This is a genomic window from Streptomyces sp. NPDC017056 (assembly GCF_044332485.1).
Classification (GTDB): Bacteria; Actinomycetota; Actinomycetes; order Streptomycetales; family Streptomycetaceae; genus Streptomyces.
In genome coordinates this window covers 276067-291295 of record NZ_JBIRPD010000003.1, presented here as the reverse complement: position 1 = coordinate 291295, position 15229 = coordinate 276067, and the positions used below count along the sequence as shown (strand labels likewise).

15 protein-coding genes and 2 tRNA genes are annotated in these 15229 nt (G+C 70.7%); 13 read left to right on the top strand and 4 right to left on the bottom strand.

Translation table 11 applies throughout. The features are described 5' to 3' along the window. Positions 1 to 55: 55 nt before the first annotated feature. The 5 genes from gyrA (at position 56) to ACH4OW_RS07010 (ending at position 5551) form a co-directional block, all read left to right on the top strand. Entirely contained in the window at positions 56 to 2680 is a 2625-nt protein-coding gene (gene gyrA, locus ACH4OW_RS07030; protein WP_360125397.1) for a DNA gyrase subunit A, read from the top strand. Positions 2681 to 2695: 15 nt separating this feature from the next. Further along, positions 2696 to 3427, top strand: a complete 732-nt coding sequence (locus tag ACH4OW_RS07025) for a DUF3566 domain-containing protein (RefSeq protein WP_360125399.1) — start codon at positions 2696 to 2698, stop codon at positions 3425 to 3427. 117 nt (positions 3428 to 3544) lie between these two features. Next, positions 3545 to 3621 (top strand) — tRNA-Ile (locus ACH4OW_RS07020). Positions 3622 to 3806: 185 nt separating this feature from the next. Further along, a complete protein-coding gene (locus ACH4OW_RS07015; RefSeq protein ID WP_003958712.1) occupies positions 3807 to 3941 on the top strand; it encodes a DLW-39 family protein in 135 nt (44 codons plus the stop codon). Between the two features lie 164 nt (positions 3942 to 4105). Next, a complete protein-coding gene (locus ACH4OW_RS07010; protein WP_398025583.1) occupies positions 4106 to 5551 on the top strand; it encodes a hypothetical protein in 1446 nt (481 codons plus the stop codon). Here the strand turns inward: ACH4OW_RS07010 and ACH4OW_RS07005 are convergent. Both ACH4OW_RS07005 and ACH4OW_RS07000 read right to left on the bottom strand, forming a co-directional pair. After that, positions 5544 to 6902 (bottom strand): serine/threonine-protein kinase, encoded by a 1359-nt coding sequence (locus tag ACH4OW_RS07005; protein ID WP_398025581.1) that lies wholly within the window; start codon positions 6900 to 6902, stop codon positions 5544 to 5546. The two genes, ACH4OW_RS07010 and ACH4OW_RS07005, sit on opposite strands and share 8 nt — an antisense overlap. Before the next feature lie 95 nt (positions 6903 to 6997). Further along, positions 6998 to 7546 (bottom strand): DNA-binding protein, encoded by a 549-nt coding sequence (locus ACH4OW_RS07000; protein ID WP_125046046.1) that lies wholly within the window; start codon positions 7544 to 7546, stop codon positions 6998 to 7000. Between the two features lie 129 nt (positions 7547 to 7675). Here ACH4OW_RS07000 and ACH4OW_RS06995 point away from each other — a divergent pair. After that, a tRNA-Ala gene (locus tag ACH4OW_RS06995) sits at positions 7676 to 7748 on the top strand. A gap of 194 nt (positions 7749 to 7942) precedes the next feature. Here the strand turns inward: ACH4OW_RS06995 and ACH4OW_RS06990 are convergent. Then, the gene (locus ACH4OW_RS06990) at positions 7943 to 8665 is read right to left on the bottom strand and encodes a DUF5324 family protein (RefSeq protein ID WP_360125405.1); all 723 of its coding nucleotides are present in this window, start codon (positions 8663 to 8665) and stop codon (positions 7943 to 7945) included. 312 nt (positions 8666 to 8977) lie between these two features. On the opposite strand from ACH4OW_RS06990, the gene ACH4OW_RS06985 reads away from it, so the two are divergent. Together ACH4OW_RS06985 and ACH4OW_RS06980 are read left to right on the top strand one after the other, a co-directional pair. Further along, entirely contained in the window at positions 8978 to 9505 is a 528-nt protein-coding gene (locus ACH4OW_RS06985; protein ID WP_398025579.1) for a peptidylprolyl isomerase, read from the top strand. Between the two features lie 140 nt (positions 9506 to 9645). Beyond that, positions 9646 to 10557, top strand: a complete 912-nt coding sequence (locus ACH4OW_RS06980) for a rhomboid family intramembrane serine protease (RefSeq protein ID WP_398025576.1) — start codon at positions 9646 to 9648, stop codon at positions 10555 to 10557. 287 nt (positions 10558 to 10844) lie between these two features. Here the strand turns inward: ACH4OW_RS06980 and crgA are convergent, their stop codons facing one another. Further along, the gene (gene crgA, locus ACH4OW_RS06975) at positions 10845 to 11102 is read right to left on the bottom strand and encodes a cell division protein CrgA (protein WP_360125411.1); all 258 of its coding nucleotides are present in this window, start codon (positions 11100 to 11102) and stop codon (positions 10845 to 10847) included. A 151-nt stretch (positions 11103 to 11253) separates the two neighbouring features. Here crgA and ACH4OW_RS06970 point away from each other — a divergent pair, with 151 nt between their 5' ends. The 5 genes from ACH4OW_RS06970 (at position 11254) to ACH4OW_RS06950 (ending at position 15226) form a co-directional block, all read left to right on the top strand. After that, the gene (locus tag ACH4OW_RS06970; protein WP_360125413.1) at positions 11254 to 12024 is read left to right on the top strand and encodes a DUF881 domain-containing protein; all 771 of its coding nucleotides are present in this window, start codon (positions 11254 to 11256) and stop codon (positions 12022 to 12024) included. A 51-nt stretch (positions 12025 to 12075) separates the two neighbouring features. Further along, positions 12076 to 12867, top strand: a complete 792-nt coding sequence (locus tag ACH4OW_RS06965) for a class E sortase (protein WP_398025573.1) — start codon at positions 12076 to 12078, stop codon at positions 12865 to 12867. Between the two features lie 93 nt (positions 12868 to 12960). Next, positions 12961 to 13137, top strand: a complete 177-nt coding sequence (locus ACH4OW_RS06960) for a hypothetical protein (protein ID WP_360125417.1) — start codon at positions 12961 to 12963, stop codon at positions 13135 to 13137. After that, positions 13134 to 13784, top strand: coding sequence for an aminodeoxychorismate/anthranilate synthase component II (locus tag ACH4OW_RS06955; protein WP_360125419.1), 651 nt, complete (start codon positions 13134 to 13136; stop codon positions 13782 to 13784). Before ACH4OW_RS06960 ends, ACH4OW_RS06955 begins: the two co-directional genes overlap by 4 nt. Beyond that, entirely contained in the window at positions 13781 to 15226 is a 1446-nt protein-coding gene (locus ACH4OW_RS06950; protein ID WP_398025571.1) for a class E sortase, read from the top strand. The genes ACH4OW_RS06955 and ACH4OW_RS06950 overlap by 4 nt, the downstream gene beginning before the upstream one ends. Positions 15227 to 15229: the final 3 nt, after the last annotated feature.

The following is a 15229-nucleotide window of genomic DNA, read 5'->3' as shown; positions in this document are numbered from 1 at the left end:
CCCCCGCCCGGAGCGGGACCGCAGCAGCCGCAGCTCGAAAGGATTTTGAACAGCAATGGCCGACGAGAACCCCCCTGTGACCCCGGACGGCGTGACCGCCGAGGGCGCGGCCCCCGCCATCGAAGGCGTGGGCATGCGCGTCGAGCCCGTCGGGCTCGAAACGGAGATGCAGCGCTCCTACCTCGACTACGCGATGTCCGTCATCGTCTCGCGTGCGCTGCCGGACGTGCGGGACGGCCTCAAGCCGGTGCACCGCCGCGTCCTGTACGCGATGTACGACGGCGGGTACCGCCCCGAGAAGGGCTTCTACAAGTGCGCCCGCGTCGTCGGCGACGTCATGGGTACGTACCACCCGCACGGTGACTCCTCCATCTACGACGCGCTGGTCCGCCTGGCCCAGCCGTGGTCGATGCGGATGCCGCTGGTGGACTCCAACGGCAACTTCGGCTCGCCGGGCAACGACCCGGCCGCGGCCATGCGGTACACCGAGTGCAAGATGAAGCAGCTCTCCATGGAGATGCTGCGGGACATCGACGAGGAGACCGTCGATTTCCAGGACAACTACGACGGCCGCAACCAGGAGCCGACGGTCCTGCCGGCGCGCTTCCCGAACCTGCTGATCAACGGCAGCGCCGGCATCGCGGTCGGCATGGCGACCAACATCCCGCCGCACAACCTGCGCGAGGTCGCCGCCGGTGCCCAGTGGGCGCTGGAGAACCCCGAGGCGTCCAACGAGGAGCTGCTGGAAGCGCTCATCGAGCGCATCAAGGGCCCGGACTTCCCCACCGGCGCGCTGGTGGTGGGCCGCAAGGGCATCGAGGACGCGTACCGCACGGGCCGCGGCTCCATCACGATGCGCGCGGTGGTCGAGGTCGAGGAGATCCAGAACCGCCAGTGCCTGGTGGTCACGGAACTGCCGTACCAGGTCAACCCGGACAACCTCGCGCAGAAGATCGCCGACCTGGTGAAGGACGGCAAGATCGGCGGCATCGCCGACGTCCGCGACGAGACCTCCTCTCGTACGGGCCAGCGCCTGGTCATCGTCCTCAAGCGGGACGCCGTCGCGAAGGTCGTGCTGAACAACCTCTACAAGCACACCGACCTGCAGACGAACTTCGGCGCGAACATGCTGGCGCTGGTGGACGGTGTGCCGCGCACCCTGTCGCTGGACGCCTTCATCCGCAACTGGGTCGGCCACCAGGTCGAGGTCATCGTCCGGCGTACCAAGTTCCGGCTGCGCAAGGCCGAGGAGCGGGCCCACATCCTGCGCGGTCTGCTCAAGGCGCTGGACGCGATCGACGAGGTCATCGCGCTCATCCGGCGCAGCGACACGGTCGACGTGGCGCGCGAGGGCCTGATGGGCCTGCTGACCATCGACGAGATCCAGGCCAACGCGATCCTGGAGATGCAGCTGCGCCGGCTGGCAGCCCTGGAGCGCCAGAAGATCACCGCCGAGCACGACGAGCTCCAGGCGAAGATCAACGAGTACAACGCGATCCTCGCGTCGCCGGAGCGCCAGCGCCAGATCATCAGCGAGGAGCTGGCGGCGATCGTCGAGAAGTTCGGCGACGACCGGCGTTCGAAGCTGGTGCCCTTCGAGGGCGACATGTCCGTCGAGGACCTGATCGCCGAGGAGGACATCGTCGTCACGATCACCCGTGGCGGCTATGTGAAGCGGACGAAGACCGACGACTACCGGTCGCAGAAGCGCGGCGGCAAGGGCGTGCGCGGTACGAAGTTGAAGGAAGACGACATCGTCGACCACTTCTTCGTCTCCACCACCCACCACTGGCTGCTGTTCTTCACCAACAAGGGCCGGGTCTACCGGGCCAAGGCGTACGAGCTGCCGGACGCCGGCCGGGACGCGCGCGGCCAGCACGTCGCCAACCTGCTCGCGTTCCAACCGGACGAGCAGATCGCGCAGATCCTGGCGATCCGCGACTACGAGGCCACCCCGTACCTGGTGCTCGCCACCAAGGGCGGCCTGGTGAAGAAGACGCCGCTCAAGGACTACGACTCGCCGCGTTCGGGCGGTGTCATCGCCATCAACCTCCGCGAGACGGAGGAGGGCGCGGACGACGAGCTGATCGGCGCCGAGCTGGTCTCCGGCGAGGACGACCTGCTGCTGATCAGCAAGAAGGCGCAGTCGATCCGGTTCACCGCCACGGATGAAGCGCTGCGTCCGATGGGACGCGCGACCTCGGGTGTCAAGGGCATGAGTTTCCGCGAAGGCGATGAACTGCTCTCGATGAATGTGGTGCGGGCCGGTACGTTCGTCTTCACCGCCACCGACGGCGGCTACGCCAAGCGCACCTCGGTGGACGAGTACCGGGTGCAGGGTCGCGGCGGCCTCGGCATCAAGGCCGCCAAGATCGTGGAGGACCGGGGTGAGCTGGTCGGCGCCCTGGTGGTCGAGGAGACGGATGAAATTCTCGCCATCACGCTCGGCGGTGGCGTGATCCGTACGCGGGTCAGCGAGGTCAGGGAGACGGGCCGTGACACCATGGGCGTCCAACTGATCAACCTGGGCAAGCGCGATGCCGTGGTCGGCATCGCACGTAACGCCGAGGCCGGACGCGAGGCCGAAGAGGTCGACGGGGTCGAGGAGACCGAATCGGCCGACGAGGCGGCGGGTACCGAGTCCGCGGTGGCCGAGGGCGGCGAGCCCGCGGCGGAGTAACGCGAGGAGTAGGTCGTGAGTGGAGCCACGGGCGCTGCGGCGGGTGGGTCGGGGAACAAGAGAGGTTCCCGGTCCGGACCCGCGACCGTGACGGAAGACAGCGCCCGTGGCTCTGCCACTGATGGCGGCACCACGTCCGAGGGCTCCTACCAGGGGGGAACCGTGACCGACACGCGTCAGCCGCATCCGCAGAAGCCGCAGTCCACGCCCCAGCCGCAGCCCCAGCAGGCGAAGGCGCCCGGCGCCCAGGGCGGTGGCACCCAGGGCGGGCAGCAGCCGTATCAGCCGCCTCAGGCGTACCGCTCGGGAGCGGGGCAGGGCGCGGGGGCGCAGCAGGGCGTGCGCCGGCCGCGTACGGGCGCCCGTACGACGCCGCGTACGCGCAAGGCCCGGCTGCGCGTCGCCCGCACCGACCCGTGGTCGGTGATGAAGGTCAGCTTCCTGCTCTCCATCGCGCTGGGCATCTGCACCATCGTGGCCGTCGCGGTGCTGTGGATGGTGATGGACGCGATGGGCGTCTTCACCACCGTCGGCGGCACGATCAGCGAGGCGACGGGCTCGGGCGACGGCGGCGGCTTCGATCTCCAGACGTTCCTGTCGCTGCCGCGGGTACTGCTCTTCACGTCGGTCATCGCGGTGATCGACGTGGTGCTCGCGACGGCGCTGGCCACGCTCGGCGCCTTCATCTACAACATCTCGGCCGGGTTCGTGGGCGGCGTCGAGCTGACCCTCGCCGAGGACGAGTGACGGTCGCGGGCGTCCTGGAGGGGGCCGTGCCGCGGCCCCTCCCGGGGGCCTCTCCCCGGCTCCGGGGGGACGATTTTGGGAACGCCTCTGAAGTGCGCTAATCTTTCGGTGCAGCGCGGGGCTATAGCTCAGACGGTTAGAGCGCTTCCCTGATAAGGAAGAGGCCACAGGTTCAAGTCCTGTTAGCCCCACCAGCGCGAAGAGGTCCTACCGATACCGGTAGGGCCTCTTTCGCTTTCGGGGACGGTGCGCAGGTGTTCGCGGCAGGGCCGGGCGGGTGGTGCGCATTGGTCGGGCCCTAGGTCACCGATCGGTATCGGCCGGTGTGTATCATCGGCCCCCAGAGGTCCCCTACGTCAACGAAAGACGAGGTCGCGCGGTGAAGAAGCTTCTCCTGGTCGCACTGGCCGCCATCGGCGGGCTCCTCGTGTACCGCCAGATCCAGGCGGATCGCGCCGAGCAGGATCTGTGGACGGAGGCGACCGACTCCGTGCCCGCAGGTTCGGGTGTGTGAGACGCAGAGCAGTTCGTAATCCAACGTACGTACCCCGGCCACCGCGCGACGGTGACCGGGGTTTCGTGCGTCCGGGGGCGGGAGGCCGCATGGCGCGGCCGTCCCTGCGGGTTTGCCATAGCACATAAATAGCTTGCAAAAGCAAATGTGGTGAGGGGTGGCTCGTGGTGAGGGGGCTTGGGCGCTCTCTTGGGCGCACGACGAGGGGCGGGTTCGCCGGGCGGCTGGCGTCCGTACTGGTGCCCGTACAGCTGACGGTGCTGGTGGGAGCGGCGGCCGCGTGGGCGGCGCCACCGGGGCCGTCCGTGGGGTCCTCAGGGCCGACGGCGGGTTTACCGGGTGACCTGCCCGCATACAGAACGGCGGCCGGCGCCCAGGCCGTACGGGGCACGCCGGCCCCGGCGAACGCGCCCCGCATCGGGCCCGGTACGTACACCGACACCCTCGCCAGCGGCGACGAGAAGTTCTACGCCGTGCGCCTGGACGGCAAGTCCAGCGCCTACTTCTCGGCCGTGGCCGCGCCGCGCCCCGGTACCGAAGTCGCGGACCACACCGACAGTTTGAAGGTCGTCCTCCAGGACGCCGACGGCAGCACGTGTGCGCCGGGCGGCAGCACCTCCTTCCGCGGCCGCAGCATGGCGTATCCGATCGCCGACTACGCCACCCGCCGTATCGACGGCCCGCGGACCAACTGCCAACAGGCGGGCACGTACTACCTGGTGGTCAAGCGGGTGGGCCGGGCGAAGACCGGCGCAACGGCCCGCTGGCCCGTCGAACTGCGCGTCCAGCGCGAACCCGGCCTCACCGGCACCCCGCCCGCACAGCCCGGCCCCGGCACCTGGTCGACCGCGACACCCGTACCGCTCAGCGGAGGCACCACGAAGGAAGCCAGGGGCGGCACCGGCTTCAACGACGCGGGAGCGGTCGGCAAAGGCGTGTGGCGGGACCGGATCAAGCCAGGGGAGACCCGGTTCTACCGGGTGCCGCTGGACTGGGGGCAGCAGCTCAGCGTCAGCGCCGAACTACCGCAGGCGGCGCTGTCCGGCAGCGGTACGAAGTCGGCGGGGCGCGGGGTGGCGGGCTCGCGCCTGGTGGCGAGCGCGCTGGGGCTGGGCGTCTACAACCCGGCGCGCGGCCCGGTCAGCGACACCCGGTTCGTGCCGTACGACGGGAAACCGGCCGCGGCCAAGTTCCTGACCGCCCCTGTGGACTACGGGAACCGCTACAACGCCACCGCGCCGGTGAACGCGATGCGCTTCGCCGGCTCGTACTACCTCGCGGTCTCGCTCCACCCGGATGCCGCGAAGTACTTCGAGGACGGTGCGCAGTTCACGCTGCGGGTGGACCCGCTGGGCAGGCCGCAACGGGCGCCCGGCTACCGCGAGGACGCCGCCGAGTTCTCCGTCACGCCGCAGGAACGGACGGCGGCCGACACGGGACCGAGGCCGCAACAGGACGAGCACAACGGCGCCTTGCGGCTGGTGGGGTACGCAGGCATCAGCACGGGGACGGTGTTGCTGCTGGTAATGGGGGTGTGGACGGTGATGGCGCGGCGCGGGGGCGGCCGGAGCGCGGAACCTGGCGGGCCCGACGGACGCCCGGTCAGCTGACGGACAACGCCCAGACGCCGACCGCGATGCACAGCAGCGCCATGAGGATCACCGGCACCGCGACCTGCGGGGGCGGCCCCGGGCGCCGCTGCGCACGCGCCCGGTGCCTGCGGGCCGGGGCCCGGCCCGCAGGCGCGAGCGGCTGCGGACCGGGGGTGTACGGGCGGGTGTCCGGAGGCGGGGCCGGGTGCTGCGGGGCGGGCAGGCCCGCAGAGGGCGGGGCCAGGGGGAAGCTGCCGGAGTCGGACATGTTCGGCGCGGGCGCCGGCGGTGGGGTCGTCGGCACCGGAGGCGGGGTAGGGGGAACCGGCGGTACGGGTGCGGACGACGTGGCTGACGCGTTCGGAGTGACCGGAACGTTCGGAGTGACCGGAGCGTTTGGAGTGGCCGGAGCGTCCGGTGTGAGCGAAGAGTGCAGTGGGGGCGGAGCGTCCGGTGTGGGCGGGCCTTTCGGCTCCGCGCCCTTCGGGTGCAGCGGTCCGTCCGGTCCGTACCCGGCCGGCAGCGGCCCGATGTGGTCGAAAACCTCGACGATGTCGTCCTCGACGGTCGGTTCCGGCAGCAGTTCGGCTGCCGCGAGGAGCGCCTTGCGCGCGCCCGCGGCCGTCTTGAATCGCAGGGCCGGGTCGGGTTGCAGCAGGCTCGCCAGCACCTGCCACAGCGGCTCCGCGACGTCCTCGGGAGCATCCGGCGTGCCGTGCTGTGCGAAGTGCTCGATCAGGCCCTGGGAGTCCGGCTTGGAGCCGGTGAGCAGGTACACGGCGACCAGGCCCACCGCGAAGAGGTCGCCGGGGAAGTCCGGCTCGGCGCCCAGCATCTGCTCGGGTGCGAAGTAACCTGGCGTGCCCACCACGTAGTTCACGTCGGTCAGCCGCGGCTCGCCCTTGCGCATCGCGATGCCGAAGTCGGACAGCCGCACGTGCGGGCGGCCGGTGCCGGTGGACTCCAACAGGACGTTGGCGGGCTTGATGTCGCGGTGCACGATGCCCTCGGCGTGGACGGCCGTCAGCCCCGACAGCAGCTGGTCGAGCAGTACGCACGCCAGGCGCGGCGGCAGCGGCCCGTAGTCGCCCACCAGGTGCGCCAGCGAGCCGCCGTGCACCAGGTCCATGGTGAACAGGACCTTGTCGTCGTCGGCGGCCCAGCTCGCGGGGGCCAGCACGTGCGGATGGTCGATGCGTACCGCCTGCTCGCGCACGAAGCGCAGCAGCGTGTGCGCGTCGCTCTGCTGCAACACCTTGGCCGCCACATAGCGGCGGCGCCGCTGGTCCCAGGCGCGCCAGACGGCGCCCACACCGCCCCGTCCGATCGGGTCGATCAGTTCGTACCGACCGGCGAAGACCTCACCCATTGCGCCCCGTCCGCCTACCGAACCACCGAACTGCCCGCCTACCGGAGGCCGTCGCGTGCGCCGCCCCCGGCTGCTCGCCGCCTGAGAGCCCCTGCCTAACTCTGGTGGGCCTCGTAGTGGGAGACCGCGTCGGCGGTCCGGCCCGCGCCGTAGACCCGGAGGAACTCTGCCAGTTCGGGGTGGGTCGGTGCGAGGGTGTTCGCGGCGTCGATGATGTCGCCGGCGGCCGACACGGAGCGCAGCAGCGACTGGATCTCGCGCACCACCCGCCGCACGGTCGTCGCCCCGGTGGACGACGCGGTCTGCGCGGTGTTGTTGAGCACCGAGCCGCCCGCGGTCTTCTTGATCTCGTCCATCCGGTCGGTGGCCTCGGCGGCGCTGACGCTGCCGTCGGCGACCTGGCCGGCCAGTTCCTGGAGCGCCTGGACACGCTGGACGACGGCCGGGTTCCCGATCTTCGCCCGCTGGCCGCTCATGAGCTGTGACAGCATGGGCGCGGACAGTCCCAGTACGGACGCGAGCCGGGCCTGGTTGAGGCCGAGATCGTCGATGAGACGGCGGAACAGCGCCCCGAGAGGCTCCCCGTACCAGCTCCGCTGCAGCTCCCGAGCGCGCGCGGTGGCTTCTTGCTGTGCTGCGTCCATGGCGTCTCCCCTGTCTCCCCGATCGCGCTTCGCTGCCGCGAATCTCGCGAAGCATCCTACGGAGACCACCTGCGCCGAGCGATACCCGGTCGGGAAACCCTTCGGGCACCGGGTACCCTGGTTCGCGACGGGGCCTTAGCTCAGTTGGTAGAGCGCTGTCTTTGCATGGCAGATGTCAGGGGTTCGACTCCCCTAGGCTCCACGTCGACAAGCCCCTCCGGCCCGCCTCAGTGCGGTGCGGAGGGGCTTTTCCGTGTCTCGGGGGCCGGCGTTTTTCCGTTTCGGGGCCGGCGATTTCCCAGGCCAACGGCCCGTGCGGCAGGCCCTTCGACGGAGCTGCGGCACGGGCCGGAGTTGTGGCGGGGCGGCGAGCGGTCGGGGGAGCCGCCCGGGTGATCAGGTGGTGGGCCCGCCGCCGCGTTCCTCCGCTTCGGCTTCGGCCTGCTTGGCCTGGACCTCCGGGTCGAGGGCGGCGGCCTCCGCGGTGCCGTCGACCGCGGTCAGGGTGGCGCGCTCGCTGACCTCGGTGGGGGCCGGGGGCTCGACCAGCCAGTCCGGGTTGGCCTGCTTGTCCCACCACTTCCAGGCGGCGAAGGCGCCGCCCGCGAGGAGGCCGACCACCGCGAGCCGCTTGGCCGCCTTGCCCGCGCGCCGGCGGCGGTTGTGCTTCTTGACCAGCTTCTCGATCTCCTTGGCCGACACCTGGCCGCGGAGGGCGGCGAGGGCGGCGGTGCCGCGGGCCACGGCCTGTTCGCGGACCGGCTCGGCCGCGGCGCGTGCGCTGTGCACGGCGTGCTCGACGCGCGGGGCGGTGTAGTCGGCGGCCTGGCGGGCGGCCTTGCGGGTGCGCTCGGCGGCCCGGCTCGCGGCCGCGTCCACCTTGGGGGGCAGGGCGCCGCGCGCGTGCTCGATGTGTGGCTGCAGACGGGCGTCGTACTGGCTGCGTGCCTGGTGAGCGGCCTCGGCCACCTTGGGTGCCAGTCGTGTGCGGGCCTCGTGCGCGTAGTGCGCGGCGGTGTCCTTGGCCGTACCGGCATACGGAGCCACCACCTCCGCCGCGTGCCGCACGCTGTCCTTGGCCGAACTGGTCGCCGCGCGCACGCTGTCCTTGCGGGTCACGGGATCCTCCTCCTCGGTGGCGTGTCCGGGGGGCTCGGGGGTTGTCCCCCAATGTCTGCTGTGTCGCCTGTCCACCCGATGCAAGATCATGCCTGCACACGCGTCATACGGCATGTGCGAGCAGGCATCCGGGTCATTGAGGACCCTTACGGAGCCTTGTGATGACAATGCCACGCTTTGCCGGGTCGTGCGCCGGTTCGGCGGGTACCGGTCAGGGAAACGGCGGCCGGAACGTGGAGCGGTGTCCGGGTGCGACGCGGGCGTTCGTGCGAGGATCGGGACTCGTCAGTGCAGACTTATGGAAGGTAGATCGTGGCTGAGCAGCTCTACGCCACCCTGAAGACCAATCAGGGCGACATCGAGATTCGGCTCCTGCCGAACCACGCGCCGAAGACGGTGAAGAACTTCGTCGAGCTCGCCAAGGGCGAGCGCGAGTGGACCCACCCGGAGACCGGCCAGAAGTCCACGGAGAAGCTGTACGACGGCACGGTCTTCCACCGGGTGATCAGCGGCTTCATGATCCAGGGCGGCGACCCGCTGGGCAACGGTACCGGCGGCCCCGGGTACGAGTTCGCGGACGAGTTCCACCCCGACCTGTCGTTCAACAAGCCGTACCTGCTGGCCATGGCCAACGCCGGCCCGGGCACCAACGGCTCGCAGTTCTTCGTCACGGTCTCCCCGACCACGTGGCTGACCGGGAAGCACACCATCTTCGGCGAGGTCAGCAACGACGCGAGCAAGAAGGTCGTGGACGCCATCGCGGCGACCCAGACCAACCCGCGCACCGACCGCCCGGTCAACGACATCGTGATCGAGTCGGTCGTCATCGAGAGTCGCTGAGGCACGGACAACCGGCCCCGCGGCCCCGGCGCGCGGGCGAGCGGGAACCATTGCGCCCTGCCCGGTCGTAGATCGGGTGGGGCGCGCACCGTGTTCGCGCGGTGCTGCGCGCACGACGAGGACGAGGGACCGAGGGGACCATGGACCAGGCGCCAGGCAGCCCACAGGAGCCGCGGGACGCGCATACGGGCGATGCCGCGCCGCCCGGCTGCTACCGCCACCCGGACCGCGCCACCGGCATCAGCTGTACGCGCTGCGAGCGGCCCATCTGCCCCGAGTGCATGGTCAGCGCCTCGGTCGGTTTCCAGTGCCCGGAGTGCGTACGCGGCGGCAGCGGTACGGGCCGTACGGCGCAGGCCACCGCCCCCCGCACGGTCGCGGGCGGCTCGCTGACCGCGGACACCCGCCTGGTCACCAAGATCCTGCTCGGCGTCAACGTCGCGGTGTTCGTCGCGGTACTGGCGGTGGGCAGCGGTCTGGTCCAGGACCTGGAGATGATCGGCGGCGCCTTCGTCCCCGAAGAAGCGAAGTTCATCGGCGTCGCCGAGGGCGAGTGGTACCGCCTGCTGACGGCGACGTTCCTGCACCAGGAGCCGATGCACATCATCTTCAACATGCTCTCGCTGTGGTGGCTCGGGCCGCCGCTGGAAGCCGCTCTCGGCAGGGCCCGCTACCTCGCGCTCTACCTGCTCTCGGCGCTCGGCGGCAGCGCGCTGTCGTACCTCCTCGCCGCGCAGAACCAGCCCTCGCTGGGAGCGTCCGGTGCGGTCTTCGGGCTGCTCGGCGCGACGGCCATACTGATGCGCCGCCTGAACTACGACATGCGGCCGGTGCTGATCCTGCTGGCGCTGAACCTCGTCTTCACGTTCGCGTGGCACAACATCGCGTGGCAGGCGCACATCGGCGGCCTGGTCGTGGGCGCCGCGGTGGCGTACGGAATGGTGCACGCGCCGCGTGAACGGCGGGCGCTGGTGCAGGGCGCGACCTGCGCGGTGGCGGCCCTGGCGATCGTCGCGGTGGTGTGGGTGCGGACCGTTCAGCTCCTGGGCTGAGCGGAGCGGAGCGCTTCGCGCACGGCCGTTCGGGGCGAGTTGTCCACAGCGTGTGGCGGATCTTGTGCACCGGGTGGGCAATGCGTGGTAGGGGGTGCGCCGATCAGCATTTTCCCAGGAAGGACCAGGGGTCGGGACACGCGGGGCGGCGGGTCACCGGTCACACCGGCGTCAACGGCCGGGAAGTTATCCACAGATCTTCTTAAGTTTTCCCCGGCTGTGGATAACCGTGTGGATGGCCTTGGGCAGGGCTTGCGCGCCTGCCCGTCAGCCGTCGTACGAACCGGCTACTTCCACTGGGTGGACACGCCGAAGCCCACCGCGATGAAGCCGAAACCGCACACGATGTTCCAGTTGCCCATCGCCTTGACCGGCATGTCGCCCGAGGTCACGTAGAAGAGCACGATCCACACCAGGCCGATCAGGAACAGTGCCAGCATCACCGGGGCGACCCAGCCCCGGCCGGAATTCAGTCGCAGATTGGTCTTCTGCTTCGCCGGCGGCGGCGTGAAGTCGTCCTTCTTGCGGATCCGTGACTTCGGCACGAGGAACTCTCCTGTCGATGCTCTGCGTGACCGCACTGGGTGGCGGGTGATACGGAATGCGGGCCGGGCGGGGAGCGACGGGGAGCAGGTTGTTCCCCCCGGGCGTCCGTTAGCGTAGTGCTTCCGCGGCGTCGTAAGGAGCAAGGGTACGTTGAGCACTTCCGCTGACTCCCCCGGCCACCCGCCGCGTCGCCGCCTGCGTCCGGTGCGCCTGCTGACGCTGGCCGTCTTCGCGCTCGCCGGCCTGATCTTCTGGCTGAGCTTCGACACCGCCCGCGGCACGGACCTGCGCTCCGACGACTCGATGCTGCGCCTGTCCGACCTCATCCAGGAACGCAGCCACAAGAACGGCGCCCACGACGAGCGCAACGCCGCGCTGCGCGACGAGGTGGACGCCCTGGCGCAGGGCGACAGCGGCAACTCCGAGGCCGACGACGCCAAGCTGGCGGCGCTGGAGAAGAACGCCGGCACCAAGCCGGTGTCCGGCAAGGGGCTGACCGTCACCCTCACCGACGCGCCGCCGAACGCCACCGCCAAGATTCCCGGCGTGCCCGAGCCGCAGCCCAACGACCTGGTCATCCACCAGCAGGACCTGCAAGCCGTGGTCAACGCCCTGTGGCAGGGCGGCGCCAAGGGCATCCGCGTCATGGACCAGCGGCTGATCTCGACCAGCGCGGTGCGCTGCGTCGGCAACACCCTCATCCTCCAGGGCCGCGTCTACTCGCCTCCGTACAAGGTCACCGCCGTGGGTGACCGCGACGCGCTCAGCAAGGCGCTGACCGCCTCACCGGCCATCCAGAACTACATGCAGTACGTGAACGCCTACGGCCTCGGCTGGAAAGTCGACCAGCACGAGGCGGTGACTCTGCCCGGTTACTCCGGCACAGTGGATCTCCACTACGCACAGCCTGTGAAGCCGTGACCCGCCGGCCGCCCGCACCGGCGACGGCGGCCGGGGAGGGGGCGGTCCGGGATGACGCTACGGTCCGGTGCGCGGCGGCGGTCCGGCGTCCGGGGGCGGCCCGGTGTCCGGGGGCGCTCCGGTGGGCGGGCGCCGTCCGCCACGACGGCGCGGCTGGTCGTCCGGGCGTTCAGCGAGGTGTGCGTCACCGCCGGCACGTTGATCGTCCTGTTCGTGGTCTACGTCCTGTTCTGGACGGGCGTGCGGGCCGACAGCGCGATGGACGGTGAGATCGGCAGGCTCCAGGACCGGTGGTCCGCGGGGCCGGTCGCGACCGGCACGCCGGGAAGCCCGGAAGGGCGGCCGGGCCGGACCGCGCCGCAGCCGCCGTACGAGAACGGCAAGTCCTTCGCCGTGATGTACATCCCCCGCTTCGGCGCCGGCTGGAGCAAGCCCGTACTGGAGGGCACCGCGGCGGACATCCTGAAAAAGGGCCTGGGGCACTACGACCGGACCGCGCGCCTCGGCGAGACGGGCAACTTCGCGGTCGCCGGGCACCGCCGTACCTACGGCGACCCGTTCAAGGACTTCCCCGACCTGCGGCCGGGCGACGCGGTGGTCCTCACGGACGGCACGACGTGGTTCACGTACCGGATCGACAGCCGGCCCTACAAAACGCTGCCCACCGACGTCGGGGTCATCGACCCCGTACCGCGCAAATCCGGATACAACGGGCCGGGCCGTTACCTCACCCTTACGACCTGCGAGCCAGAGTGGGGCCACAGCCACCGGCTGATCGTCTGGGCCCACCTGGATTCCACCCAACCCGTGGAGCGCGGAAGGCCGTCGGCTTTGACCGGCTGACCCCCCGGCCCCCGGCCTTGCCCTTTAGTCTGGTGGGGCGATCGACATCGATCGACACGGTCACCGTCATCGGCAAGTAGGGGCAGCGACAGCATGTACGGCTGGATCTGGCGGCATCTGCCGGGCAACGCATGGGTGAAGGCGCTGCTTTCGCTCGTGCTCGTGCTGGCGATCGTCTACGTGCTCTTCCAGTACGTCTTCCCGTGGGCGGAGCCGCTGCTCCCCTTCAATGACGTCACCGTCGACCAGGGGATGGGCGCCGTCCGATGACCACACGGATTCTCGTTGTCGACAACTACGACAGCTTCGTCTTCAACCTCGTCCAGTACCTCTACCAACTGGGTGCCGAGTGTGAGGTGCTGCGCAACGACGAGGTCGAGCTGCGGCACGCGCAGGACTGCTTCGACGGCGTGCTGCTCTCGCCCGGCCCCGGCGCTCCCGAGCAGGCCGGCGTCTGCGTCGACATGGTCAGGCACTGCGCCGACACGGGCGTGCCGGTCTTCGGCGTCTGCCTCGGGCTCCAGTCGATGGCGGTCGCGTACGGCGGCGTCGTGGGCCGGGCCCCCGAGCTGCTGCACGGCAAGACCTCCCTGGTCTCCCACGAGGGCGCGGGCGTCTTCAAGGGCCTGCCCACCCCCTTCACCGCCACCCGCTACCACTCCCTGGCCGTGCAGCCCGGCACCGTCCCCGACGAGATGGTGGTCACCGCCTGGACGGGCGACGACGCCGAGACCGGCGTGGCGATGGGCCTGCGGCACCGCGAACTGCCCGTGGAAGGGGTGCAGTTCCACCCCGAGTCGGTCCTGACGGAGTGGGGCCATCGGATGCTCGCCAACTGGCTGGTGGAGTGCGGCGATTCCGGTGCGGTGGAGCGTTCGGCGGGGCTTGCCCCGGTGGTCGGCAAGGTCGGCGCGTGACGTCCCTCCGCCCCGAACGCGAAGGAAGGTCCCACGAGCCGCGGCGCGACACCGACGGTAGGTACGACCGCGAGGCGTTCGAGGCGGCCGTCGGGCAGCTGGACGACCCGCTGACGGACCCCCTCCCGGGCCGTCCGCCGGCGCGGGAACCACGGCCCGAGGCCGACCGGGCCGCACGACCGGCGCCGCGGCGGCCCGCAGCCACCGGCGGCGGGTCGCCCTGGTTCCGCCCCCACCAGGCCCCCCAGCAGACCCCGCAGCAGGCCCCGCACCGCCCGGTCGCCACCGAGCCGATACCGGACCCGGGGCCGGCGCCGGATCCGGTATCAGCGCCGGGCCCCGCCCCGATACCGGCACCCGTCCCGGAGACGGCTCCGCTCCCGGAACCCGCCCAAGAACCGGCGGCGGCCCAGGAGCCGATGACCGCCCAGGGACCGGTGAGCGTCCAGGAACCGGTGGCCGACGACGAGACCATGGCGCTCCGGCAGGCCGAGGAGACCGGCGCCGGCCGCTCCGGAGCGGACGCTGTTTCACGTGAAACCGAGGCGACCGACGCGCCGGCGACGGCATCGGTGGCGACGCCTCCGGCAACCGGCGGCCGCGCCGCACGCCGCAAGGCCGCCCAGGAGGCCGCCAAGCGCGGCAACAGGCGCAAGGGGCGCGGTTCCCGGGCGGACGCCGCCACGGCGTCCTCAGTGGCCGCTGAGGCGCCTTCGGCGCCCATGTCGCGGGTGGAGGCCCGCCGGGCCGAGCGGGCCCGCAAGGAGAGCCCCAGCGTCATCGCGAGCCGCGCGGTGGGCGAGGTGTTCATCACCCTCGGCGTCCTGATGCTGCTCTTCGTCACCTACCAGCTGTGGTGGACGAACGTCCTGGCGCACCAGCAGGCGGGCGGAACGGCCAGCAACCTGGAGCACGAGTGGGACGCGGGCGGCGATGACCGCAAGCCCGACGCCTTCTCGCCGGGACAGGGCTTCGCGATCATGTATATCCCCAAGCTGGACGTGAAGGTCCCGATCGCCGAGGGCATCAGCAAGCCCGCGGTGCTGGACCGCGGCATGGTCGGCCACTACGACAGGAACAGCGTGAAGACCGCGATGCCCTGGGACAAGCAGGGCAACTTCGCGGTGGCCGGGCACCGCAACACCCACGGCGAGCCGTTCCGCTACATCAACAAGCTCAGCAAGGGCGACAAGATCGTCGTCGAGACGGGCAGCACGTACTACACGTACGCGATGGAGAGCATCCTCCCGCAGACCTCGCCGCGGAACATCTCGGTGATCGGCCCGGTCCCGCAGGGCTCCGGCTTCAAGGGCCCCGGCCGCTACCTCACGCTCACGACCTGCACGCCGGAATTCACCAGTACCTACCGGATGATCGTCTGGGGCAAGATGGTCGAGGAGCGGCCGCGGAGCAAGGGCAAGCCGGATGCGCTCGTCAGCTGAGCG